Consider the following 21,526-nt stretch of genomic DNA (forward strand, 5'->3'; position numbering starts at 1 on the left):
ACGCGCTGCGAGCGGCGCGCTCGCAGCCACCCCGCGCGGCCCTCAGGCCGCAGGCGCCACCGACGCGCCCTCGATCCCGTGCCGCGCCAGCGCCTCGGCCACGAAGCCGCTGGCCTTGGCCTCTTCCACGAAGGCGGCCAGCGCCGCGGCCGCGGCCCCGCCCCGGCTGTTTGGCGTGCCCATGGCCTGCTGGATCACCATGAAGCGACCCGGCAACAGCCGCAGGCCGCCGATGCGCGCGGCATCCGCCTGCAGCTGCTGCTTGACGCCGGCCGCGACGTCGGCGCCTTCGGCGATGAAGCTGTCGACCACCGCCGGCGAGGTGGGCGCGCGTTCGATGGTGGCGGCCTTGAGTTCGCGCGTCAGGTACAGGTCGTACGCGCTGCCCTTGCCCACCATGACGCGGGTGCCGGCGCGGTCCACCTCGTCGTTGGACTGCAGCGGCGAGGCATCGCGCACCAGGTACGCGCCCTCGATCAGCACATAGGGCGCGGTGAAGCGGATGCCCTCGCCGCGCAGCGGGTCGATGGCGAAGAAGCCGATGTCCGCGTCTTCGGCCTTCACCGCTGCCACCGACGCGGCCGCGGTGTCGAACACCGCCAGCTCAAGGCCTACGTCCAGCTTCTGTGCGAACGCGCGGGCCAGATCGACCGAGACACCCCCCACATCGCCGGTGTCCGCGTCGCGGCGGGCCAAAATGGAATTGCCGAGGTTGATGGAGGCGCGCAGCACGCCGCGCGGCGCAAAGGCGGCCGCGACGGCCGGATCGATGAGGGACATGGTGGACTCCTTGGAAGCGGGCCAAAAAAGACGGGGCCGGCAGGGCCGCCCCAGAACCGACCCGATCATCGTCGACGTGCCTGACGCCTGGCGTTGGCGCAAGCGCCACTGCCGGGCGCTGAAAGCCTTTTGACAGCTTGCCTTGTGCACCATGCGCTCCAGCCCGGCCGGCATCGCGCTGGCCGGGCCGAATTCTTTTCTGGCGGACCTCGCCGCCGCGCCCCCAAGAACAGTTCCGGAGACGACGCCATGACGCACCACGACCCGCTCGCCCACCCCGCCCTGCCCACCCGCCGCCGCCTGCTGCAGGGTGCCGCCGCATCCGTCGCCGCCGGCGCCCTGCCCCACCTGGCCTTCGCCCAGGACAACTGGCCCACGCGCCAGGTGCGCTTCGTGGTGCCCTTCGCACCGGGCGGCTCGTCCGAGATCGTCGCGCGCTCCACCGCGGCCGAACTGGGCAAGACCCTGGGCCAGAGCGTCTACGTCGACAACAAGCCGGGCGCCGCCGGCAACATCGCCATGCAGGACGTGGCCCGCGCCGACGACCAGCACACGATCATCCTGGGCCACATCGGCACGCTGGCGGTCAATCCGTACATCTTCGCCAAGCTGCCCTACGACCCCAACAAGGACTTCAAGCCCGTCAGCCTGCTGGCCAAGGTGCCCAGCCTGTACGTGATCCATCCGGACGTGCCGGCCAAGAACCTCAAGGAATTCGTCGCCTATGCCAAGACCCGCCCGGGCCGCCTGAGCTACGGCTCGGCCGGCAACGGCAGCGCCGGCCACCTGGCCATGGAATACCTGAAGATGAGCGCGGACATCTTCATGCTGCACGTGCCCTACAAGGGCACCGGCCCCATGCTCACCGACCTGATGGCCGGCCGGCTGGAGGCCTCGGCCATCGGCGCGGCGGCCGTGATTCCCTTCATCAAGTCGGGCAAGCTGCGCTGCATCGGCACCGGCTCCACGCGTCGCCTGCCGCAGTTGCCCGACGTGCCCACCGTGGCCGAGCAGGGCTTCCCGGGCTTCGAGATGACGCAGTGGTACGGCATGATGGCCCCGGCTTCGATGACGCCGGCCCACCTGGCCAAGCTGTCGGCCGAAACGATGAAGGCCGCCAAGTCGCCACCGGCCCTGGAGCGCATGAGCGCCGATGCGGCCGAGGTGGTGGGCGGCACCCCCGAGCAGTTCGCGCAGTTCATCGCGGCCGAGCAGGCCCGCTGGCAGAAGGTCATCGCGCGCGCCAACATCAAGCCCGACTGAGCGGCGCTGCCGGCTGCCGAAGCGGCATGGGCCGCAGCTAGCATCGGCCACCATGCGCATCCTCCTGGCGGAAGACGAACACACCCTCGGCACCTGGCTGTGCCGGGCGCTGGAGCATTCGGGCATCCAGGTCGAATGGGTGGACGACGGTCGCCTCGCCGACCGGGCCCTGCAGCAGCGTGACCATGACGCCCTGGTGCTGGACCTGGGACTGCCGGGACTGGACGGCCACCGCGTGCTGCAGCGCCTGCGCGAGCGCGACCAGCGCATCCCGGCGCTGATCCTCACCGCGCGTGATTCGGTCGACGAGAAGGTTGCGGCCCTGAACGCGGGCGCCGACGACTTCCTCGCCAAGCCTTTCGCCCTTGCCGAACTGGAGGCGCGCCTGCATGCACTGGTGCGCCGCGCCCGCGGCGTGGAGCATCCGCGCCTGGCGTGCGGGCCATTGGTCTACGACAGCACCCGACGGCAGTTCACGCTGCACGGCGAAGTGCTCGCGCTGTCGCCGCGCGAATCCGCCGTGCTGCGGGCGCTGGCGCAGCGCACCGGCGAGCCGCTGTCCAAGCAGCAGATCATCGACCGCGTGTTCTCGGACCAGGACGAGGTGCATCCCGAGGCCGTGGAGGTGCTGGTCTACCGCCTGCGCAGGCGCCTGGAAGGCAGCGGCGCGCGCATCGTCACACTGCGCGGGCTCGGCTATGTGCTCGAGCCGGAATGAGCCTGCGGCGCCGCCGCGGCTGCGCCTTCGCGCCTCGCGCTGGCTGCAGCGCAGCAGCCTGTGGCAGCGGCTGGCCCTGCTCCTGCTGCCGGGGCTGGCGGCGGTCACGGCGCTGGAGCTGTGGATGACCCGGCACGATGCGCTCGAATCCGCCAACTCGGCCTACGACCGGTCGCTGCTGGGCGCCCTCAAGTCCATCGACGCCAACATCTCCACCGCCTCGGGCGGCCTCTCGCTGGAGATGCCCTACACCATGTTCGAGTTCTTCGAGCTGACGGCGAGCGGCCAGGTGTTCTTTCGCGTCGCCACCTCCGACGGCCTGGTCGAACTGGGCAGCGCCGACTTCCCGCAGCCGGGCACCCCGCCGCCCCTGGGCGTGCCGGTGTTCTACGACGCGGTGTACTTCGGCGAGCCGGTGCGGCTGGCCGCCTACGAGCGCGAGCTGGAGCGCGCGCCCGCCGGCAGCACGGCGCGCCGCGTGATGATCCAGGTGGGCGAAGGCACCCAGTCGCGCGAGGTCTTCAGCGCCCGCTTCGTGCGCAGTGCCGCCTTGCGCGACCTGCTGGTGCTGCTCCTGCTGCTGGGCGGCACCACGGCCGCGCTGCTGGCAGCGCTGCGGCCGCTCTCGCGGCTGGCGCAGGAGGTCGAGGCGCGCCCGCCCGAGGACCTGAACCGCATCTCGCAGGAGAACCTGCCGGCCGAGATCCGCCCGCTGGTGGCGGCCGTCAACCGGCAGATGGCGCGCACGCAGGAGCTGGTGGCGCTGCAGCGCCAGTTCCTGGACGACGCGTCGCACCAGCTGCGCACCCACCTCACCACGCTGCAGATGCAGGTGGACTATGCGCGGCGCGAGCAGGACGCGGGCATGGTGCAGGATGCGCTTGCCGCCCTCAAGGCCGAAATCGCCAGCGCCACGCGCAGCGCGCAGCAGCTGCTGGCGCTGGGCCGAAGCGACACGGTGCCGGTGGAGGCCGCACTCTTCGACGCTGGGGAGTTGCTGCGTGAGGTCGCGCTGCAATGGCTGCCGGCCGCCCGCCGCAAGCGCATCGACCTGGGCATCCAGCCCGAGGAAGGCGCACCGGCCGCCTTCGGAGACCGCCATCTGCTGCGCGAGGCTTTCGCCAACCTGGTGGCCAATGCCGTGGCGTACACGCCCGAAGGAGGAACCGTGACGCTGCTGTCCGGCAGCGACGCGCAGGGCTGGCAGCTGGCCGTCGAGGACAACGGCCCCGGCCTGGATGCCGAGGACCTTGCGCGCCTGGGCCAGCGCTTCCAGCGCGGCAGCGGCGCGCGGCCGGGCGGCTTCGGCCTGGGGCTGGCCATCGCGCGATCCATCGCCCAGCGCCATGGCGGCGAACTGCGGCTGCGGGACCGTGCGCCGTCGTCCGGCCTGCATGCCGAGCTCTGGTGGCCGCGCGACCGCCGCGCCGACACTGCAAGAACGACAGGAGACACCCATGAGGCATCGCACCCCGGCACGCCCACGTGATCGCCGCCAGTTGCTGCTGCGGGCCGTCGCAGCCCTGGTGCTGCCTGCGGGCGCGCCAGGCGCTGCCCTCGCCGCCGCAGCCGCCGCCCCCTTGCCGGCCATCCCGGACCCAAGCGTCCTGGCTGCCGAATGCGTCATTCCGGCGAAGGCCGGCGGGGGTTTCGCGCTCACCTGCGCATTGGCGCGCGACGCCCTGCAGGCGGTGCGGCCGCAGCGGCCCTCGCTGGGCCAGCGCTTCCTGCCCGGCGGCATCGGTGCCCTCGCCTTCGACCAGATCGCCACCGGGCGCATCGGCGGCCCCGGCACGCTGGTGGCCTTTTCCGGCGGCTCGCTGCTGAACATCGCGCAGGGCCGCTTCGGTCCGCACCCCGTCTCGGCGGTGCGCTGGCTTGCGTTGCTCGGTGCCGACTATGGCGTGATCGCCGTGCACCGCGACTCGCCCTACCGCCGGCTTCAGGACCTGGTGGAAGTGCTGCGCGCCAAGCCCGGGCGCATTGCCTTCGGCGCCGGCGGTACCGTCGGCAGCCAGGACTGGGTGAAGGCCGCGCTGCTGGTGCGCGCCAGCGGCGGCGACCACAAGACGATGCGCTTCGTGGCCTTCGAAGGCGGCGGCGATGCACTGAATGCGCTGCAGGGGCGTCATGTGGACGTGTTCTGCGGCGACGCCGCCGAAGCCGCCCAGGCCATGGACGCCGGCGCTTCACTGCGCTTCCTGGCCGTCTTTTCGGCCCAGCGCCTGGGCGGCGTACTGCAGGGGGTGCCCACGGCGCGCGAACAGGGCATCGACATCGTCTGGCCCACCGTGCGCGGCGTCTACCTCAGCGCCGACGTGCCCGAGCCGGCGCTGCACGCCTGGACCGCCGCGTTCGAGGAGGCGATGAAGGCGCCAGGCTATGCGCAGCTGCTGGCCCGCCATGCGCTCTATCCCTTCGCGCTCACCGGTCCAGCCCTGGCGCGCTTCGTGGAGGCGGAGCTGGACAAGTACCAGAAGCTGGCCGCGGAACTGGGCCTGCGCCGCAGGAGCCGCACAGGCAGCTGAGGGGCTGCCCCCCGCGGCCAGCGTCAATAGCCGGCGCCGCGGTCCACCGCACGCAGCGGCGCCAGGCCTGCGCGCACCCGCGCGACCTCTTCGGCGAACTGTGCCACCACGGCCTCGATGTCCACGCTGCGGCAGGCATGCGGGGTCACGACCACGCGCGGGTGCTGCCAGAACGGACTTTCGGGTGGCAGCGGCTCATGCCGGAAGACGTCCAGCACCGCGGCGGCGAGGTGACCGCTGTCCAGCGCGGCCAGCAGGTCGGCGTCCACCACGTGCTCGCCGCGACCGACGTTCAGCAGCGAGGCGCCCGCCGGCAGTTGGGCCAGCAGGCGCGCGTCGATCAGGTTCTCGGTGTCGGGCGTCAGCGGCAGCAGGTTGACCAGGATCTGCGAGCGGGCCAGCAGCGCCCGCAGGCCCGCGGCGCCTTCGAAGACGTGGATGCCGTCCTCCGACCGGCCCCGGCGCGCCCACGCGGCCACATCGAAGCCCACCTGCCGCAGCAGGCGTGCCGCGGGCGCCGCCATCGCACCGAAACCGAGGAAGCCGACGCGACGCACGCGCAAGGGCAGCGGGGCCCGTTTGCACCAACGCCGCGCGCGCTGGTCCTGCGCATAGGCCGGCAGCTCGCGATGCAGCTGCAGTACCTGGGTCAACACGTACTCGTTCATGAGCACATCGCCGCCCTGGGGCACCGGGCGCGTCAGTGGCACCCCGGCGGGAATGCCGCCGTCGCGCAGCAGGTGGTCCACGCCGGCGTGCAGCGAGCCCACGAGGCGAAGCCGGGGCAGCGCCTGCAGCGCGCCGTGCGGGATGCGCGAGACGAGCGCGAACTCGATCTCCGTTGCATCTCCCACGTCGGGCCAGATGCGCACGGGCAGTTCGTCGCCGCAGTGCGCCTGCACCGCGGCGCGCAACTCCGGCAGGGGCACGGGCCCCGCATGCAGCAGCAGCGCCATCACTCGGCGCGGATGTTGTTCCGGCGGATCACCTCGCCCCAGCGTCGCTGCTCGTCGACCAGCAGCTTGGCCAACTGCTCGGGGGTGCCGGTGCTGATCTCGCCGCCCCCGTTGGCCGCGAACTGCTGCATCTCGGCCGAGGCCATCCCCTTGGCCGCCGCTTCGCGCACGCGGGCGATGATGGGCGCGGGCGTGCCGAGCGGGGCCATCAGCCCCATCCAGTAGTCTGCGCCGGCGTCCAGCACGCCCAGTTCCACCAGCGTGGGCACCCCGGGCATCAGGCTCGAGCGGGCGTCGCTGCTCAAGGCCAGCACCTTGACCTTGCCCTGCTTCATCCAGATCTGCGCGTTGGGCACGGTGTCGAAGTACATCTGCACCTCGTCGGCGGCCAAGGCCTGCACGGCGGCGGCAGAGCCCTTGTAGGGCACGTGCACCAGATCGAGCCCTGTACGGCTCTTGAACAGCTCGCCCAGCAGGTGGTTGGTGCTGCCCACGCCGGAGGAGGCGTAGTTCAGCTTTCCGGGCCGCTGCTTGGCGTAGGCCATGAAGTCGGCCAGGGTCCTGCCCGGCACCGAGGTGCTCACCATCAACACGCCCAGATAGTGGATCAGCAGCGTGATCGGCGCGAAGTCGCGCGCACCGTCGTAGGGCGGCTTCTCCAGCAGGAGCGGCGCGATCACCTGATTGGTCGAGGTCGTGAACATCAGCGTGTAGCCATCGGCCGGCGAGCGCATCGCCGCCTGAGTGCCGATGGTGCCGGTGGCACCGGGGCGGTTGTCCATGACGACGGGCTGGCCGAGCTCGATGCGCAGGCGGTCGGCCACCATCCTGGCGGTGATGTCCGTGGCGCCACCCGGGGCGAAGGGCACGATCAGCTTGATGGGCCGGTCGGGATAGCCACTCTGGGCCGAGGCCCCGAAGGCGAGCGAGGCGGCACCGGCGGCTGCCGCCGTCAGCACGCGGCGGCGTGGGATGGAAGTGGGCATGCTCTGTCTCCTCGTGGCGGTCATCGCGCGGGCGCGGTGTGTCCGCCCAGCACCTCGGCCACCCAATCCGCCATGTAGTCGGTGGCAGGCGCCTGGTTGTCGACGTGGCAGTGCTCGCAGCCGCCTTCTTCGGCGGTGAAGACCCGCAGTTCGCGCCGCGCGCTATGGACGGCGGCGGCGTAGACCTGGTGCGCCTCGGTCACCGGCGTCTGCCGGTCATTGCCGCCGTGTGTGATGAGCAGCGGGCAGCGGATGCGCTCGGCGATGCCGCCCAGGTGCATGGGCGCCATCTTCGCGACGACGTCCTCGACGCCCTGCGCGCCGTACACCCACTCGGCATGTTCCAGATGGAAGTGCACCGCCTGTGCGAGTTGGCCCTTCAGGCGCTTCTCGAAAAGCGAGCCCCAGTCCCACACGCCGGTCCAGGCCACACAGCAGGCGAAGCGCGGCTCCAGTGCGGCCGAACGCACGGCGTGGTAGCCGCCCGCCGATGGCGCAATGATGCCGATGCGCGCAGGGTCCACGTCATCGCGACCCAGCAGGTATTCCAGGCTCGCGCGTGCCGGACGCTCGGTCTCGGGCATGCCGAGCAGGCCCTGCAGGCGCAGTGCCTCGCCCACGCCCGGATGGTCCACGATCAGCATCGAGATGCCGCGGCGGCGGAACTCCTCGTGGATCTGCATCAGGCAGATCGTCTCCTTCATGATGTCGAAGCCGTCGAACATCACCATGCACGGGCCCCGCCCGTCGCCGGCGCGTACGAATAGCGCCGGCAGCGTGCTGCCTTCGTAGGGCACGGCGCAGCGCTCCACGGGCTGCTCCAGCGTGGCCTGCCAGCCCGCGAAGCTGTCGAGCATGCGGTGGTAGACCGGCATGCGCTGCGGGTCGGCGTGGCGCATCTGACGCTCGGCCATCATGTAGTAGGTGCAGGCGCGCTGCAGCTTGCGTCCCGCACTGAAGGCGCGACCGGCGCGCCGGTCGACTTCGGCCTGCGCCGACACGCGGTCGGCGACCTTCAGCCAACTCTGCGTCCATGCGAGGGACGAGGCGTCGCCTTTGACGGAGGCGTAGGGTCGCAGCGGCCTGCATGCTTCGTCGATATCGCCGATGGCGCCACCACAGGTCTCGGCCATCATCACCGCCAGGCTCCAGGCGTAGTTGTCAGGGAAGTATTCGAACATCGTCTCGGTTGTTGAAGATAGCGACCGCGCACGGCTGCGCCACCAGGACCGCATGGGTGCTGGGCGGTAGGCGGCGGATCGTCGAGCCGGAGGCCGGCGGGGGTCGCGCTTCAGCCTCTCGGGCTGGCAGCGGCGGATGTCTTGGTCAGTCTTGTCTCCTTCTGCGATCAGCGTCGTGGGCGCATGCTGTCGTGCTTCGATGGGCGGCGGTGTCGATCACTGCCGACCCACGGCCTTGGCATGCACGCGGACCGCCGGAGTCGCCTGGCGGAGAGGGTGCGTGTGAGGCCGTGATGAGCGGCGCTCAGCATAGGAGTGCGGACAGGGCGGCACCAATGGAATCTGGCGATGGTTCGCATCGCCGCGGATGATGCATGCATCGCCCGCGCACCTTCGGTGCCTCGGCAGAAGCGAATGCGGCGGACTGAGCGAACGCCGCTCAGTCGTTCGGCGGCAGCTCGAATTCGCGCTGCGCCGCCTGGATCGATGCGGTCGAAGGCATTGATCGCAAGGCCGCAGCCCGCTGCGGCGACATTGGCAGGCGGTCGGCCACCGGCCGCGCCGGCCTGGGCGTCTGCACCAAGGGATCGACAGCCGTCGCAGCAAGAGGCGGCGTGCGACCCGTCATCGACACCGGCGCGCCAGGCCCGGCCCCCGACGCCTGGGTCGCGCTCAGGGTCACCACGATGCGCCGCCCCTCGACGGTGCGCAGCACCACCTCGTCGACGCGCACGGCTTCGATCGTCCACTCCGGCGTGACGGCGGAACGGGCTCGATACAACTGCCAGCCCGACGGCCCCACGGCCATGAGCGCCAGGCTGCGGGTCGCGTCAGCATGCATCACGGTCCCGCCCAGCTGAACGACAGGCGCGTCGTCTGCCCATGCTGCCTGGACGCCAGCAACGACAAGCATGGCGCATGCGAGCCGAACGCGACGCAGGAGATGCGCGAGCGGTGGGTCGGCAACGCGAGGAAAGGTCATGGGTTCGGAATGGCCAAGCGCAGCACACGATTGTTCCCACTCTGGAGCCGCATTCCATCGGTACAGGTCCCAGGACGAACTGAAAGCCAATTGAAAGGCGCGACCTTCTATGGTCGCTACGCGCGGGCCACCGTGGCGCCCGCACCTCTGGAGACATGATGAACAGAACCTTTGCCCTGACGGGCGTTTGCGCAGCCGTGGTGCTGCTGGCCGCATGCGGCGGCGGAAGCAAGCAGACCAGCGTGGACCTCGTGGCACCCCCACCCCCCTCTTCCGAACAGCCCAGCACGCCGCCGCCACCGCCGCCTGCCGTCGATCCGCTGGCCAAGGCACCAGCCGATGTACGGATGACCTGGTTCGGCATCACCAACTGGCACTACCAGATCGGCGACAAGGGCGTGATGCTCGACGGCGAAGTCGTGAACTCCGGGCGCACCGCCAATGCCGCCGCCGTCACCAAGGCCCTGACGGCATTGACCGATGGCGTGGCCGGCAACTCGGTCGATGTCGTGCTGCTCGGTCATGTGCATCCCGACCATTCCGTGCAACTGCCCGAGTGGGCCAAGCAGACGAGCAAGCGCGTGTACGCACCGCCAGCCGCCTGCGCCACGCTGGTGGGCAGCAACGGAATCCCGGCCGACCAATGCGTGGGGCTCAAGGGCGGCGAGGTGATCGACCTCGATGCCTTCACCCAGATCCGCGCCGTGCGCTGGGTGCACAGCGTGGACTGCGACGAGTTCAGCAACGGCACCGGCGGCCCCGAGACCTTCGGTTTCCTCTTCACCACCAAGATCAAAACGGGCGAGACGCTCAGCTGGTTCGTCTCCGACAGCGGCGCCGGCGGCCCCGACCTCACTGCACCGCGCGTGGTCACCACGGTGGAGAACGGCCAGAACGTCACCACCACCTACGGCTCGCCGCTGCAGAACCTCAAGGACGCCCTCAAGTCCGCGGGTCTCAAGAGCTTCGACGTGTGGCAAGGGGGACCCGAGTCGCGCATGGTCTACCAGGCCCGCACGGTGATCCCGGAGTTCGAGGTGAAGACCTTCATGCCGCACCACCTCAATTCGCGTGCGGCGGGCGGGCAGTCCTTCAGCCTGACCTACGGCATGCACTATGCCTACAGCGAGGACGACCAGCCCAAGCTGAAGGAGTTCCTGAAGACGGTGGAGGTCCCGCAGATCTATCCGGCCAATTATTTCGACGCCTGGACCTATGGCCGCGACGGCGTGAAGGTGGTGGCCAACGACAAGATGAAGGCCGCCTACGGCCTGCCGGCGACCGGCCCCGGCCCCGGCCAGCAGTTCCCCAACCCGCGCGCGGGCGCCCTGGAATGCAAGTACGACTGAAGTCGCGCCGCGCCCTCGTGCGGGGCACTGGTGCGCTGCTGCTGGCCGCGTCGCCATGGGTGGCCTTCGCCCACGGCGACTGGCCGCCCAAGCATGGCGGGGTGATGAACGATGGCGAGACCTCCTTCGAGCTGGTGCAGCGCCGCGACGGCCTGCACTTCTACGTCGAGGACCACGGTGAGCGCGTGCGTACGGCAGGCAGCACGCCGACGCTGATCGTTCTCCGCAACGGCATGGAGAAAAGTCATGGCGGCAAGCCGCAGGGCGACAACGCGCTCTTCTTCCCCGGCGTGCGCCTGCAGCCGGCCGACGATGTAGTGGTGCGCGTGACCTTCGCGCAGGGCGCCGTTGCCGTGGGTCGCTTTCCAGCTCAGCTGCGGACCAGGGTTTCTACGGCATCTCGCTGAAAGCCGGACGAAAGGCGTGCGCCGATAAGGTCAGGGGACGCTAGATCCCATTGGAGACCTCACATGGCTTTTCGTCCTCTTTCCCTGTCCCTCGTCCTGATGGCCGCGGCCACGGCGGCCCTGGCCGGCCCGCTCGACAAGACCGAGTGCATCGCACCGGCCAAGCCGGGCGGCGGCTTCGACCTCACCTGCAAGCTGGTTCAAAGCGGCCTGCTCGAGGGCAAGTACATCGCCGATCCGATGCGCGTGACCTACATGCCCGGCGGCATCGGTGCGGTGGCCTACAACACCGTCATCGCGCAGCGCCCCGATGCGGCCAACACCATCGTGGCCTTCTCGGGCGGCTCGCTGCTCAACCTCGCGCAAGGCAAGTTCGGCCGATATTCCGAGAACGACGTGAAGTGGCTCGCGGCCATCGGCACCGACTACGGCGCCGTGGTGGTGGCCGAGAACTCGCCCTACAAGACCCTGCAGGACGTGATGGCCGCCATGAAGGCCGACCCGTCGAAGGTTGTGCTCGGTGCCGGTGGCACCATCGGCAGCCAGGACTGGATGAAGGCCGCGCTGCTGGCACGCGCCGCGGGCGTCAACCCGCGCCAGATGCGCTTTGTGGCCTTCGAAGGCGGCGGCGAGGCCATGACCGCGCTGCAGGGCGGCCACATCCATGTGTTCACCGGCGATGCGGCCGAGACGCTGCAACAGGCCAAGGCCGGCACCAAGGTGCGCGTGCTGGCCGTCATGTCCGACAAGCGCCTGCCCGGCGAGTTCGCCAAGGTGCCCACGGCCAAGGAAGCCGGCGCGGACATCCAATGGCCCATCGTGCGCGGTTTCTACCTGGGCCCCAAGGTGAGCCAGGCCGACTACGAAACCTGGGCCCAGACCTTCTCGAAGATGACGGCCACGCCCGCCTACGAGAAGCTGCGCGACGAGCGCGGCCTGTTCCCGCTGGCCATCGTGGGCAGCGAGCTCGACGGCTACGTCAAGCAGCAGGTGGCGCAGTACCGCAAGCTGGTCGAGGACTTCGGGCTGAAGGTCGCGAATTGAACACCGCGCACAGCGCACGAGCGACCGACGCATGACCGACCGAATCCTTGGCGTGGCGTGCGTGCTGGTGGCGGCCGTCATGGCCCTCGCCGCACGCCACTACGTGGCCGACATCTCCTATGAACCCGTGGGCCCGCGGGCCTTTCCGATGCTGCTGGCCGGCCTGCTGGCCGTGGCGGGCCTGTGGCTGGCCATCAAGCCCTCGGCCGATGCGACCGACTATCGCGGCCTGCCGCTGAAGCAGGTGGCGGTAGTGCTGGGCGCTGTCTTTGCCTATGCCCTGTGCTTCGAGGTGCTGGGCTTCGCGCTGGCGACCATGCTGGTGGCGGTGCCCGTGGGCATGGCCTTCGGCGGCAAGCCGCTGAAGTGCCTGGCCGCCGGCGCAGTGCTGGGGGCCGGCGCCTTCTACATGTTCGACCGGCTGCTCGATGTGGTGCTGCCGATGGGCTGGCTGGCGCCGGTGCTGGGAGCCCTCTGATGGAGACGCTGCACTTCCTGCTCAGCGGCTTCGGCGTGGCCTTCACGCCGGTCAACCTGATCACGGCGGCACTGGGCGCCTTCATCGGTACCGTGGTCGGCCTGCTGCCCGGGCTGGGGCCGATCAACGGCGTCGCCATCCTGATGCCTCTGGCCTTCGCCATGAAGCTGCCGCCGGAGACCTCGCTGATCCTGCTGGCCGCCGTGTACATCGGCTGCGAATATGGCGGGCGCATCTCGTCGATCCTGCTGAACATCCCCGGCGATGCGGGCGCGATCATGACGGCGCTCGACGGCTACCCGATGGCCCGCAAAGGGCTGGGCGGCGTGGCGCTGTCGATCTCGGCCTGGAGCTCCTTCGTAGGCTCGCTGATCGCCACCGCCGGCATCGTGATGCTGGCCCCGCTGCTGGCGCAATGGGCCATCTCGTTCGGCCCGGCCGAGTACTTCGCGCTGATGTGCTTTGCCTTCGCCTGCATCACCGGGCTGCTGGGCGATGCGCCGGTCAAGGCCGGCATTGCCGCGATCCTTGGGCTGGCGCTGTCCTGCGTGGGGCTGGACTCCAACTCGGGCATCTACCGCTTCACCGGTGGCGACGTGCACCTGTCGGACGGCGTGCAGTTCGTGGTGGTGGTGATCGGCGTGTTCTCGATCAGCGAGATCCTGCTCATGCTGGAGGCCCACCACAGCACCGGCGGCATGGTGCGCCAGACCGGCCGCAAGCTCTTCAACTGGTTCGAGGTCAAGTACACCTGGGTGAGCACGCTGCGCTCGAGCGTGGTGGGCTTCGTGGTAGGCATCCTGCCCGGCGCGGGCGCCACGGTGGCCAGCGCCATGACCTACAGCATGGAAAAGCGCCTCCTCGACAAGGAAGGCACCTTCGGCCACGGCGACATCCGCGGCGTGGCGGCACCGGAGGCAGCCAACAACTCCGCGGCCACGGGCTCCTTCGTGCCCATGCTGACGCTCGGCGTGCCCGGCTCGGGCACCACCGCCGTGATGATGGGCGCGCTGGCGCTCTACAACATCACGCCCGGACCGGCCCTGTTCAGCATGCAGCCGGACCTGGTGTGGGGCTTCATCGCCTCGCTGTTCCTGGCCAACGTGATCCTGCTGGTCATCAACATTCCGATGGTGGGGCTGTTCACCAAGCTCTTGTCGGTGCCCAACTGGCTGCTCGTGCCGGCCATCCTGACGGTGAGCACCGTGGGCGTCTATGCGGTGCATGCCACCACCTTCGACCTGGTGCTGATGGCGGTGCTCGGCGTGGCCGGCTACCTGTTGCGCAAGCAGGGCGTGCCCATGGCACCGCTGATCCTCGGCTTCGTGCTCGGGCCGCTGATGGAGCAGAACCTGCGCCGCGCGCTCTCCATCACCCAGGGCGACACCGCCATCCTGGTGGAAAGCCCGATCTCTCTGGGCCTGTGGATCTGCGCGGCTCTGATGCTGGTGGTGCCACCGCTGCTGCGCCTGCGCCAGCAACGCGCGCGGCGACGTGCCGCAGCGCTCGGTCAGGCACCGGCTGCCTGATCGACGCGCGGCTGCGCGGCCGGCAGCCACAGGCTGGCCCGCAGCCCGCCCCCCGGCGCGCGGGCCAGTTCCAGGCGGCCGTGCAGCCGCGTCGCGATGGACAGCACGATGGCCAGTCCCAGCCCGGTGCCCGCACCCAGGGCATTGCTTGCGCGAAAGAAGCGCTGGGTCACCAGCGGCAGTTCATCCTCAGGGATGCCCGGCCCCTCGTCGGTTACCTCGATGCAGCATCCTCCCGTCTCGGCCCGCACGCCGACGGTGACGCTGCCGCCGGCCGGCGTGTGGCGCAGGGCGTTGTCGACCAGGTTGGACAGCGCTTCCTGCACCAGGCCTGCATGCGCCAGCGCCATCACCGGGGCACCATCGTGCTCCAGCCCCAGGTCCACCGCGTTGCGGCGTGCAACGGGCCATAGCCTGCGCACCAATTCGCCCGCCAGCCCCGCCAGGTCGGTGCGCTCGGACTGCAGCGGCGAGGTGTCCGCCCGTGCCAGCACAAGCAGCTGGTTGACGCGCCGGATCATGGCCCGCAGCTGGACGCGCATGGCCTCCATGGCTTCACGCACGCGCCGGTCGTCCGGCTCACGCAGCGCATAACCGGCCTGGGTCAGCAAGGTGGTCAGCGGCGTGCGCAGCTGGTGCGAGGCATCGTCGAGAAAGCGCCGCTGCGTGGCCAGCAGCGTGCGGTAGCGGCCCAGGTGGTCGTTGGTCGCCTGCACCAGCGGCAGCACATCCACCGGCACCCGCGCGGTGTCGATGGGCGAGAGGTCGTCGGCCTGACGAGCCTGCACGCCTTCGCGCAGTTGCTTGAGCGGCCGCAGCGACCAGCTCACGGTCATCGCAACCATGGCCGCCGCCAAGACGGCCAGCAGCACGTCGCGGATGACGGCCTGGAGGATGAACTGCCGGCTGAACTCTGTGCGCGAGGCCAGCGATTCGGCCACCTGGATGACGATGTTGCCGCTCGCCGGCTCGTCGAGCGGCCGCACGTAGGTGCCCACGCGTGCCGGGCCGTCGACATAGTCCACGGTCTGGAAGTGCGGGGTGCGCAGCGCCGTGGGCTCGTCCGGCATCGGGATGTCGGGGCTGCCGATCTCCACCAGCCCATCCTCGGTAGCCACCCGGTAATGCACCGGGCCGCTGGCCGTCAGTTCGAAGAACTCTAGCAGCACATAGGGCAGCTCCACGCCGATGCCGCCGCTCTCGGTGGAGATGCTCGCGTCGATGGCGCGGATGGCGCCGTACAGCGAGCGGTCGAAGGCCGCATTCACCGCCGCATCGGCCGTGCGCCATGTGGCGAGCACCTGCAGCACGCTGCCGGCCAGCACGCCCGCCAGCAGCACCACGGTCAGCGTGCGGCGCAGGCTGGTGCGGTGCAGCGCATCAAGGCGCATGGCCGACCGCCTCCAGCACATAGCCCAGTCCGCGCATCGTCGTCACCTGCACATCGCTGCCGCTCAGGCGCTTGCGCAGCCGGTGGATGATCACTTCCACGGCTTCCGGATTGACCTCGGCGTCGCCAGGAAACACCTGCTGCATCAGCTCGGCCTTGCCCACCGGCTGACCCGGCGCACGGATCAGCACGCTCAGCAGTGCGTGTTCGCGCGGTGTGAGGGTCAGGGACTCCGCACCCAGCTGAAACCGCTTGCCGACCGGATCGAAGCTGAGCGAGCCGCAGCTCGGCCGGGCCGGCTCGCGGCTGCGCGCCCGGCGCACCAGCGCCAGCAGGCGCGCTTCCAACTCCTCGATCTCGAAGGGCTTGGCCATGAAGTCGTCGGCGCCTCCCCGCAGCGTGGACACTCGCTGCGCGAGCGTGTCCCGCGCCGTGAGAACGAGTACCGGCAGTGCCTCGTCGTCCTCGCGCAGATTGGCCAGCACGTCCTCGCCGTCCAGTCCGGGCAGGCCCAGATCGAGGATCAGCGCGTCGTAGCGCTCGGCGCGCAGCGCGCGGGAGACCAGCCGCCCGTCGGCCACCCAGTCCACCGCACTGCCGCTCTGCGTGAGCGCGCGCACCATCCAGTCGGCCAGCGCCGCCTCGTCCTCTGCCAACAACAACTTCATGCTTGCCCTCTCGAAGTTGCCATTGTCCAGGCGCAGGCCCTACTGGATCACCCCCGCCGCCACATTGATCGACAGCGCCAGCACCACCATGTTGAAGCCGAAGGACAGCACGCTGTGCAACAGCGTCAGCCGCCGCATCTCGCGCGTGGTGACCTGCACGTCGGACACCTGCGAGGTCATGCCGACGACGAAGGCGTAGTACATGAAGTCGGTGTAGTCCGGGTCGGCCTTGCCCGGAAAGTCCAGCCCGCCCTCGTCGGGCGTGCCGTCGTCGCGGTAGTAGCGGTGCGCGTAGTGGAAGGCGTAGACGGTGTGGATCATCAGCCACGAGCCGGCCAGCGCGACCATGCCCAGCACGATGTGCGCGCCGCGCTCCACGCCGCCGAGTTGCTTGACCTGCTGCAGCAGCAGACCGATGGCGATCACGCTGCTGATGATGGCGGCCGACACGATGGCCAGGATGATCGGCCCTGGTGGATCGAGCGATCGGGCCCGGGCCTTGACCTGCGCCGCGTCGAAGATGCGCGCCTGCCAGGTGGCCCAGCCCAGGTAGGCGGCCACCGCGGCGCACCAGCCGAGCAGGCTGGCGGGCCGTGCGGCCATGCCGCCCGCCATGCACAGGCCTGCCACGCTCAGGCCGGCCAGGCCGCCGTAGGTCAGTCGCTGGGTGCCGTTGACATGTTGAAAGTGCCGTCGCATGCGGCCACTTTAGCGGGCGCCGACTGCCGCCCATCTGACCCGCGGCGCGCTCGGCGCGCCGGCCTACACCAGGGCGCAGCCTCGCTGATAGGTTGCAGGCCGATCATCACTTCAGGAGCGACACGATGACATCCAGCCTCAAGACGGGCGACAAGGTGAAATGGGACACCTCCCAGGGGCAGACCACCGGCAAGGTGGTGCGCAAGGTCACGCACACCGCCCATGTGGCCGGGCACGAAGCCAAGGCCTCACCGGCCCACCCTCAGTACGAGGTCAAGAGCCGCAAGACCGGCAAGAAGGCGATCCACCATGCCGATGCGCTGAAGAAGGCCTGATCCGATGTCGCAGCCGAAGAGTGAGGACGTCTCGGAGATCGTGCGCGCGTTCAAGCATGCCGTGAACATGACGCCGGCCCAGCTGGAGAAGTGGCTGGAGACGGAAGCGTCGAAGACCGTCGGCTTCAAGGGTGCCGCAGGGGGTGAGTCCGTAGGCCACCGCTCCGGCCGCCGCATCGTGCGACTGCTGCACAAGAAGACGGACGACTTGACCGCTGGCGACGTGGCGCATATGCGCAAAGTGGTGGGCTATGTGAAGCGGCACCTGGCGCAGCGCCCCGACGGGTCGGTGCGCGACACACCTTGGCGCCAGTCGTTGATGAACTGGGGACACGATCCCATGCGGCACTGAGTGCCCGCGTGTGGGCTGATGCCGCCCGCCTCCTGCATCACAAAGACCAGCTCGCTGCCATGCTGGGACGCTGGCGGAAGCCTTCGTACCAGCTGGCCGTGGGCGCATGGCGCTCGCGCCAACTGAGGTCCGGAAAGCGCAAGTCGAGGTACCACATCGCACAGCCGATGGTGAGCGAACCCAGGTCCACGCGGCCGGCGAGCAGGTCCGGATGAGCATCGAGGTGGGCGAGCGAGGTTTCGATCTTGTCGAGCTGTGCGGCCCGCCATTCCGGCCAGCGGATCGATTCGGGCCGCGCGACGTCTTCATAGCGCGCGAGCAGTGCCGCGTCCAGCATGCCATCGCCGAGCGACTGCAGCGTAAGCGTGGTCCAGCGCGCTGCGCCCGAGGCGGGGATCAGCCGACGGCCTGCCAGTGTGTCGAGGTATTCGCAGATCACCCGGCTGTCGTAGAGCACCTGACCGTCGTCGGTGAAGAAAGTGGGCACCTTGCCGAGCGGGTTGTGGCCGATGATGGCCTGGTCGCGCTGGACCGGATGCGCGTTGGAAGGCAGCAGCTGGATCTGCCCATCCAGGCCGAGTTCGTGCGCGGTGACCAGGCACTTGCGCACATAGGGGGAGAAGGGCGAGAACAGGATCTTCATGCGTGGGACTCCGCAGGTAGGGTGTGAGCCAGGTGCTGGCCGGCCAGCCAGCCGAAGGTCAGCGCCGGGCCGAGCGTGATGCCGGGCGCAGGATACTGCCCGCCCATCACCGAGTGCATGTCGTTGCCGACCACGTGCAGGCCGGACACAGGCGTGCCATCGGCCGACAGGGCCTGAGCGTTGGCGTCGCAGCGGATGCCGCAGGCTGTGCCGATGTCGCCGGCGACCACGGCCACGGCGTAGAACGGCGCCTGGCGCAGCCGGCCCAGACACGGGTTGGGCTGGTGCTCCGCGTCACCCAGGTAGCGGTTGTAGGCGGTGCTGCCCTTGCCGAATTCCGGATCCACTCCATTCACACCGGCCTGGTCGAAGGCCTCGGCCGAGGCGCGCAACGCGGCGGGGTCGACCTTGATCTGCGCGGCCAGCGCCTCCAGCGTGTCTGCCTTGGCCAGGTAGCCCGCGCGCACGAGGTGGTCACGCGGTCGCCCGCCCGGCAGCGCCAGCCCCAGGCCCCAGCGCTCCATGAAGTCGCTGTCGCAGACCAGATAGGCCGGCAGGCTCGGCACCTCGGCATGCGAGCGGTACATGGCCAGCACGAACTCGTGGTACGAGGTCGATTCGTTGACGAAGCGGCGGCCCGCGGCATTCACCGCCATGAGCCCGGGCTTGGCCCGGTCCCACACCAGGTGGGGATACCGCACCTGCGTGCCGTCCGGCCGGGTGAGGATCGACACCGGCGCCCAGAAGGCCGGGCTGAAATGCCCGGTCCCCATGGTGGCGCCGGCCGCCTGGGCCAGCATGATGCCGTCGCCGGCATTGCCCGCCGGTGCCATCGACCAGGGCCCGGTGGGCGAGGGATACAGCCGCTCGCGCAGCGCCGCATTCCAGGGGAAGCCGCCCGTGGCCACCACGACGCCGCGGCGCGCCCGAACCCAGGTGGCCCGCCCGTCGCGCTCGATGCAGGCCCCCACCACGCGGCCCTCATCCACCTGCAGCGAGACCAGCGGCGCACGCAGCCAGTAGGGAATGCCGCGGTCCAGCACCGAGCGGAAGAGGCGCCCGGCCAGTGCATTGCCCAGCACCAGTCGCGTGCCGCGGTGATAGCCGCGAAGACGGTCGCCGACGTAGCGCAGGACGAGCTTGACGCCCTCCTTCCAGGCCGTGAACGAGCGGGTGACGGCCAGCAGGTGCTTCACGTCGGTCATCGTCACCATCATGCCGCCCAGCACCATGAACTCGGGCAGCGGATCGCGCAGCTCCTTGAAGTGCGCGCCGAGGGTGCGGCCGTCGAACATCAGCGGGTCGAGCGAGCGCCCGCCCATCGCCGCACCGGGCCGGTCGGGGTAGTAGTCGGGCGAATGGGTGCGCGCGGCGAGCCGCACCTGCGTGTGCTGCGCCAGCGCATCCATCACCGGACCGGCCGCGCGCAGGAAGGCCTCCTGCATCTCGGCCGGCGCGGCGTCGCCGACGGTGTGGCGCATGTACGTCCACACCTTGTCGAAGTCGTCCGGATGGCCGGCGCCCGCGCTCTGGCTGTTGAGCGGCGCCCACACGGCGCCGCCCGACACCGCGGTGGAGCCGCCGATGCGCTCGGTCTTCTCGACCAGCAGCACACGGCAGCCGCCCACGCTGGCGCCCAGCGCCGCACTCATGCCCGCGGCGCCGCTGCCGATGACCAGCACGTCGACCTCTTCGTCCCACGTCGGTGCAGTGACGCCGCTCATGCGCCGGACCCTCCGAGCGACTTGCCACCGTCCACGAACAGCACCTGACCAGTGATGAAGCCGGTCTGCGGCGAGACGAGGAAGGACACGGCCTGGGCGATGTCCTCCGGCCGGCCGGCCTTGCCGGTGGGCTGCAGCGCCAGTTGCGCGGCCAGCCGCTCGGGCGTGAGTGCGCGCAGGATGGGCGTGTCGATCAGCCCCGGCGCGATGGCATTGACCAGGATGCCGCGCGGCGCCAGCTCCATGGCGCTGGCCCGGGTGTAGCCCACGATGGCGGCCTTGGACGCCACGTAGTGCGGATGGTTGCGCGCGCCCAGGTAGGCGCGCGAGGCGATGTTCACGATGCGGCCGCCCTCGGACATGGTGCGTGCCACCTCCTGCGTGAGCGTCGCGGCCGCAATCAGGTTCACCTCGTAGGCGCGGCGGAAGTCGTCACTGCTCACCTCGGCGAACCTGCGCTCGTCGAACACGCCCGCGTTGTTGACCAGGGCCGTGACCGGCCCCAGCGACTGCACCAGCGCACGCACGGCCGGCTCGTCGGTCAGGTCCAGCACCCGGCCTTCCACGGCCAGGCCCTCGGCGGCCAGCCGGCCCGCCTCCTGGGCCACCAGCGCGGCCGCGCGGTCCACCATCACCACCCGGAATCCGTCCCGGGCCAGACGCTCCACGGTGGCCAGGCCCATGCCGCTGGCACCGCCGGTGACCAGGGCCAGGGGAAGTCGGTCGTCGCTCATCGATGCACTCCTGCTCATGCCGAAAGAAAGCCGCCGTCCACCGGCAGCACGGCGCCATTGACATAGCTGGCCATGGACGAGGCCAGGAAGACCACCGGGCCCACGATCTCCTCCGGCTCGCCGCCGCGCTTCATGGGCACGCGGTCCATGTACCAGTCGGTGCCGCCCGGCACCTCCAGCTGGGGCCGCACCATCTCGGTCAGCATCAGGCCCGGCGCCACGGCATTGGCGCGTACGCCGTGCGGCGCCAGGTCGCGTGCCAGCGCCTGGGTGAAGGAGCGCACCGCGCCCTTGGACGCGATGTAGCCCGCAGAGGAGATGCCGCTCACGAAGGCGACGATGGACGACAGGTTGACGATGCAGCCTCGCGTCTTCTTGAGCGCCGGCACGAAGGCATGCGTCACGTTGAACAGGCCCTGCAGGTTGACGTCGATGAGCCGGTCCCACACGTCGGCGGCCTGCGGGTCGTCGATGCGCGCCCGGCCGGAGATGCCGGCGTTGTTGACCAGCACGTCGATGGCGCCGATGCGGGCCTCCAGCCCCTGCGCCAGCGCGGCGGTGGATGCCCGGTCGGTCACGTCGATGGCCTCGGCCCAGGCGGTGCCGCCGGCCGCGCGGATCTCGCCCGCCACGGCCTCGGCGCGCGGCAGGTCGAGGTCGGCCACCACCACGCGAGCACCCTGGCGCGCGAAGCCCAGGGCCATGGCGCGGCCCAGGCCGCCCCCGCCACCCGTGATGAGGGCAAGCTTGTCGTCGAGAAGGTGCATGTCGTTGTTGGAT

The 21,526-nt window shown here is 70.1% G+C and carries 23 protein-coding genes; 11 read left to right on the forward strand and 12 right to left on the reverse strand.

Annotation, left to right across the window (positions count from 1 at the left end):
* Positions 1-42: 42 nt before the first annotated feature.
* Positions 43-780 carry a transporter substrate-binding domain-containing protein gene (locus tag KBC94_RS14140; RefSeq protein ID WP_294371067.1) on the reverse strand — a complete coding sequence of 246 codons (738 nt, stop codon included), beginning with the start codon at positions 778-780 and terminating at the stop codon, positions 43-45.
* A gap of 249 nt (positions 781-1,029) precedes the next feature.
* On the opposite strand from KBC94_RS14140, the gene KBC94_RS14145 reads away from it, so the two are divergent.
* The 4 genes from KBC94_RS14145 to KBC94_RS14160 are packed head-to-tail and all read left to right on the forward strand — an operon-like array spanning position 1,030 to position 5,289.
* A complete protein-coding gene (locus KBC94_RS14145; RefSeq protein WP_294371070.1) occupies positions 1,030-2,043 on the forward strand; it encodes a tripartite tricarboxylate transporter substrate binding protein in 1,014 nt (337 codons plus the stop codon).
* Between the two features lie 52 nt (positions 2,044-2,095).
* Positions 2,096-2,761, forward strand: a complete 666-nt coding sequence (locus tag KBC94_RS14150) for a response regulator (RefSeq protein WP_294371073.1) — start codon at positions 2,096-2,098, stop codon at positions 2,759-2,761.
* Positions 2,742-4,250, forward strand: coding sequence for a sensor histidine kinase (locus KBC94_RS14155; protein ID WP_294371077.1), 1,509 nt, complete (start codon positions 2,742-2,744; stop codon positions 4,248-4,250). The genes KBC94_RS14150 and KBC94_RS14155 overlap by 20 nt, the downstream gene beginning before the upstream one ends.
* The gene (locus KBC94_RS14160; RefSeq protein WP_294371078.1) at positions 4,219-5,289 is read left to right on the forward strand and encodes a tripartite tricarboxylate transporter substrate-binding protein; all 1,071 of its coding nucleotides are present in this window, start codon (positions 4,219-4,221) and stop codon (positions 5,287-5,289) included. The genes KBC94_RS14155 and KBC94_RS14160 overlap by 32 nt, the downstream gene beginning before the upstream one ends.
* Positions 5,290-5,312: 23 nt before the next feature.
* Here KBC94_RS14160 and KBC94_RS14165 read toward each other — a convergent pair whose 3' ends face one another.
* From KBC94_RS14165 to KBC94_RS14180, 4 genes are all read right to left on the reverse strand, one after another.
* Positions 5,313-6,245, reverse strand: a complete 933-nt coding sequence (locus KBC94_RS14165; RefSeq protein ID WP_294371080.1) for a glyoxylate/hydroxypyruvate reductase A — start codon at positions 6,243-6,245, stop codon at positions 5,313-5,315.
* Positions 6,245-7,231, reverse strand: coding sequence for a tripartite tricarboxylate transporter substrate binding protein (locus tag KBC94_RS14170; RefSeq protein ID WP_294371082.1), 987 nt, complete (start codon positions 7,229-7,231; stop codon positions 6,245-6,247). The genes KBC94_RS14165 and KBC94_RS14170 overlap by 1 nt, the downstream gene beginning before the upstream one ends.
* Before the next feature lie 20 nt (positions 7,232-7,251).
* Positions 7,252-8,412, reverse strand: coding sequence for a prolyl oligopeptidase family serine peptidase (locus KBC94_RS14175; protein WP_294371085.1), 1,161 nt, complete (start codon positions 8,410-8,412; stop codon positions 7,252-7,254).
* Positions 8,413-8,851: 439 nt separating this feature from the next.
* Positions 8,852-9,394, reverse strand: coding sequence for a hypothetical protein (locus tag KBC94_RS14180; RefSeq protein ID WP_294371087.1), 543 nt, complete (start codon positions 9,392-9,394; stop codon positions 8,852-8,854).
* A 158-nt stretch (positions 9,395-9,552) separates the two neighbouring features.
* On the opposite strand from KBC94_RS14180, the gene KBC94_RS14185 reads away from it, so the two are divergent.
* The 5 genes from KBC94_RS14185 to KBC94_RS14205 all read left to right on the forward strand — a co-directional run bounded on the left by KBC94_RS14185 (position 9,553) and on the right by KBC94_RS14205 (position 14,201).
* Positions 9,553-10,743, forward strand: coding sequence for a hypothetical protein (locus KBC94_RS14185; RefSeq protein ID WP_294371089.1), 1,191 nt, complete (start codon positions 9,553-9,555; stop codon positions 10,741-10,743).
* The gene (locus KBC94_RS14190) at positions 10,728-11,150 is read left to right on the forward strand and encodes a hypothetical protein (RefSeq protein WP_294371092.1); all 423 of its coding nucleotides are present in this window, start codon (positions 10,728-10,730) and stop codon (positions 11,148-11,150) included. Before KBC94_RS14185 ends, KBC94_RS14190 begins: the two co-directional genes overlap by 16 nt.
* 99 nt (positions 11,151-11,249) lie before the next feature.
* On the forward strand, positions 11,250-12,194 hold the full coding sequence (locus KBC94_RS14195) for a tripartite tricarboxylate transporter substrate binding protein (RefSeq protein WP_294371310.1): 945 nt from the start codon (positions 11,250-11,252) through the stop codon (positions 12,192-12,194).
* A gap of 31 nt (positions 12,195-12,225) precedes the next feature.
* Complete coding sequence (locus tag KBC94_RS14200) at positions 12,226-12,672, forward strand: tripartite tricarboxylate transporter TctB family protein (protein ID WP_294371096.1); 447 nt, start codon at positions 12,226-12,228, stop codon at positions 12,670-12,672.
* Positions 12,672-14,201, forward strand: a complete 1,530-nt coding sequence (locus tag KBC94_RS14205; RefSeq protein ID WP_294371098.1) for a tripartite tricarboxylate transporter permease — start codon at positions 12,672-12,674, stop codon at positions 14,199-14,201. The genes KBC94_RS14200 and KBC94_RS14205 overlap by 1 nt, the downstream gene beginning before the upstream one ends.
* On the opposite strand, the gene KBC94_RS14210 is transcribed toward KBC94_RS14205, so the two are convergent.
* Genes KBC94_RS14210 through KBC94_RS14220 form a run of 3 tightly spaced genes read right to left on the reverse strand, consistent with a single transcriptional unit; the run spans position 14,183 to position 16,958 of the window.
* The gene (locus tag KBC94_RS14210) at positions 14,183-15,592 is read right to left on the reverse strand and encodes a sensor histidine kinase (RefSeq protein WP_294371102.1); all 1,410 of its coding nucleotides are present in this window, start codon (positions 15,590-15,592) and stop codon (positions 14,183-14,185) included. The genes KBC94_RS14205 and KBC94_RS14210 overlap by 19 nt on opposite strands.
* Positions 15,582-16,259 carry a response regulator gene (locus tag KBC94_RS14215; RefSeq protein WP_294371104.1) on the reverse strand — a complete coding sequence of 226 codons (678 nt, stop codon included), beginning with the start codon at positions 16,257-16,259 and terminating at the stop codon, positions 15,582-15,584. Before KBC94_RS14215 ends, KBC94_RS14210 begins: the two co-directional genes overlap by 11 nt.
* A 39-nt stretch (positions 16,260-16,298) precedes the next feature.
* Positions 16,299-16,958 (reverse strand): DUF1345 domain-containing protein, encoded by a 660-nt coding sequence (locus tag KBC94_RS14220; RefSeq protein ID WP_294371106.1) that lies wholly within the window; start codon positions 16,956-16,958, stop codon positions 16,299-16,301.
* A gap of 125 nt (positions 16,959-17,083) precedes the next feature.
* Here KBC94_RS14220 and KBC94_RS14225 point away from each other — a divergent pair, with 125 nt between their 5' ends.
* Positions 17,084-17,293 carry a DUF2945 domain-containing protein gene (locus KBC94_RS14225; RefSeq protein WP_294371108.1) on the forward strand — a complete coding sequence of 70 codons (210 nt, stop codon included), beginning with the start codon at positions 17,084-17,086 and terminating at the stop codon, positions 17,291-17,293.
* Positions 17,294-17,297: 4 nt separating this feature from the next.
* Entirely contained in the window at positions 17,298-17,645 is a 348-nt protein-coding gene (locus KBC94_RS14230) for a DUF3140 domain-containing protein (RefSeq protein WP_294371110.1), read from the forward strand.
* 37 nt (positions 17,646-17,682) lie between these two features.
* On the opposite strand, the gene KBC94_RS14235 is transcribed toward KBC94_RS14230, so the two are convergent.
* The 4 genes from KBC94_RS14235 to KBC94_RS14250 are packed head-to-tail and all read right to left on the reverse strand — an operon-like array spanning position 17,683 to position 21,513.
* On the reverse strand, positions 17,683-18,288 hold the full coding sequence (locus KBC94_RS14235) for a glutathione S-transferase (RefSeq protein WP_294371113.1): 606 nt from the start codon (positions 18,286-18,288) through the stop codon (positions 17,683-17,685).
* A complete protein-coding gene (locus tag KBC94_RS14240; protein WP_294371118.1) occupies positions 18,285-20,012 on the reverse strand; it encodes an FAD-dependent oxidoreductase in 1,728 nt (575 codons plus the stop codon). The genes KBC94_RS14235 and KBC94_RS14240 overlap by 4 nt, the downstream gene beginning before the upstream one ends.
* Positions 20,009-20,746 carry an SDR family NAD(P)-dependent oxidoreductase gene (locus KBC94_RS14245; RefSeq protein ID WP_294371120.1) on the reverse strand — a complete coding sequence of 246 codons (738 nt, stop codon included), beginning with the start codon at positions 20,744-20,746 and terminating at the stop codon, positions 20,009-20,011. Before KBC94_RS14245 ends, KBC94_RS14240 begins: the two co-directional genes overlap by 4 nt.
* A gap of 14 nt (positions 20,747-20,760) precedes the next feature.
* Positions 20,761-21,513: an SDR family NAD(P)-dependent oxidoreductase gene (locus KBC94_RS14250; RefSeq protein WP_294371123.1), complete on the reverse strand. Its 753-nt coding sequence runs from the start codon at positions 21,511-21,513 to the stop codon at positions 20,761-20,763.
* Between the last annotated feature and the right edge of the window lie 13 nt (positions 21,514-21,526).

The organism is Pseudacidovorax sp. (genome assembly GCF_017991995.1).
Classification (GTDB): Bacteria; Pseudomonadota; Gammaproteobacteria; order Burkholderiales; family Burkholderiaceae_C; genus Xenophilus.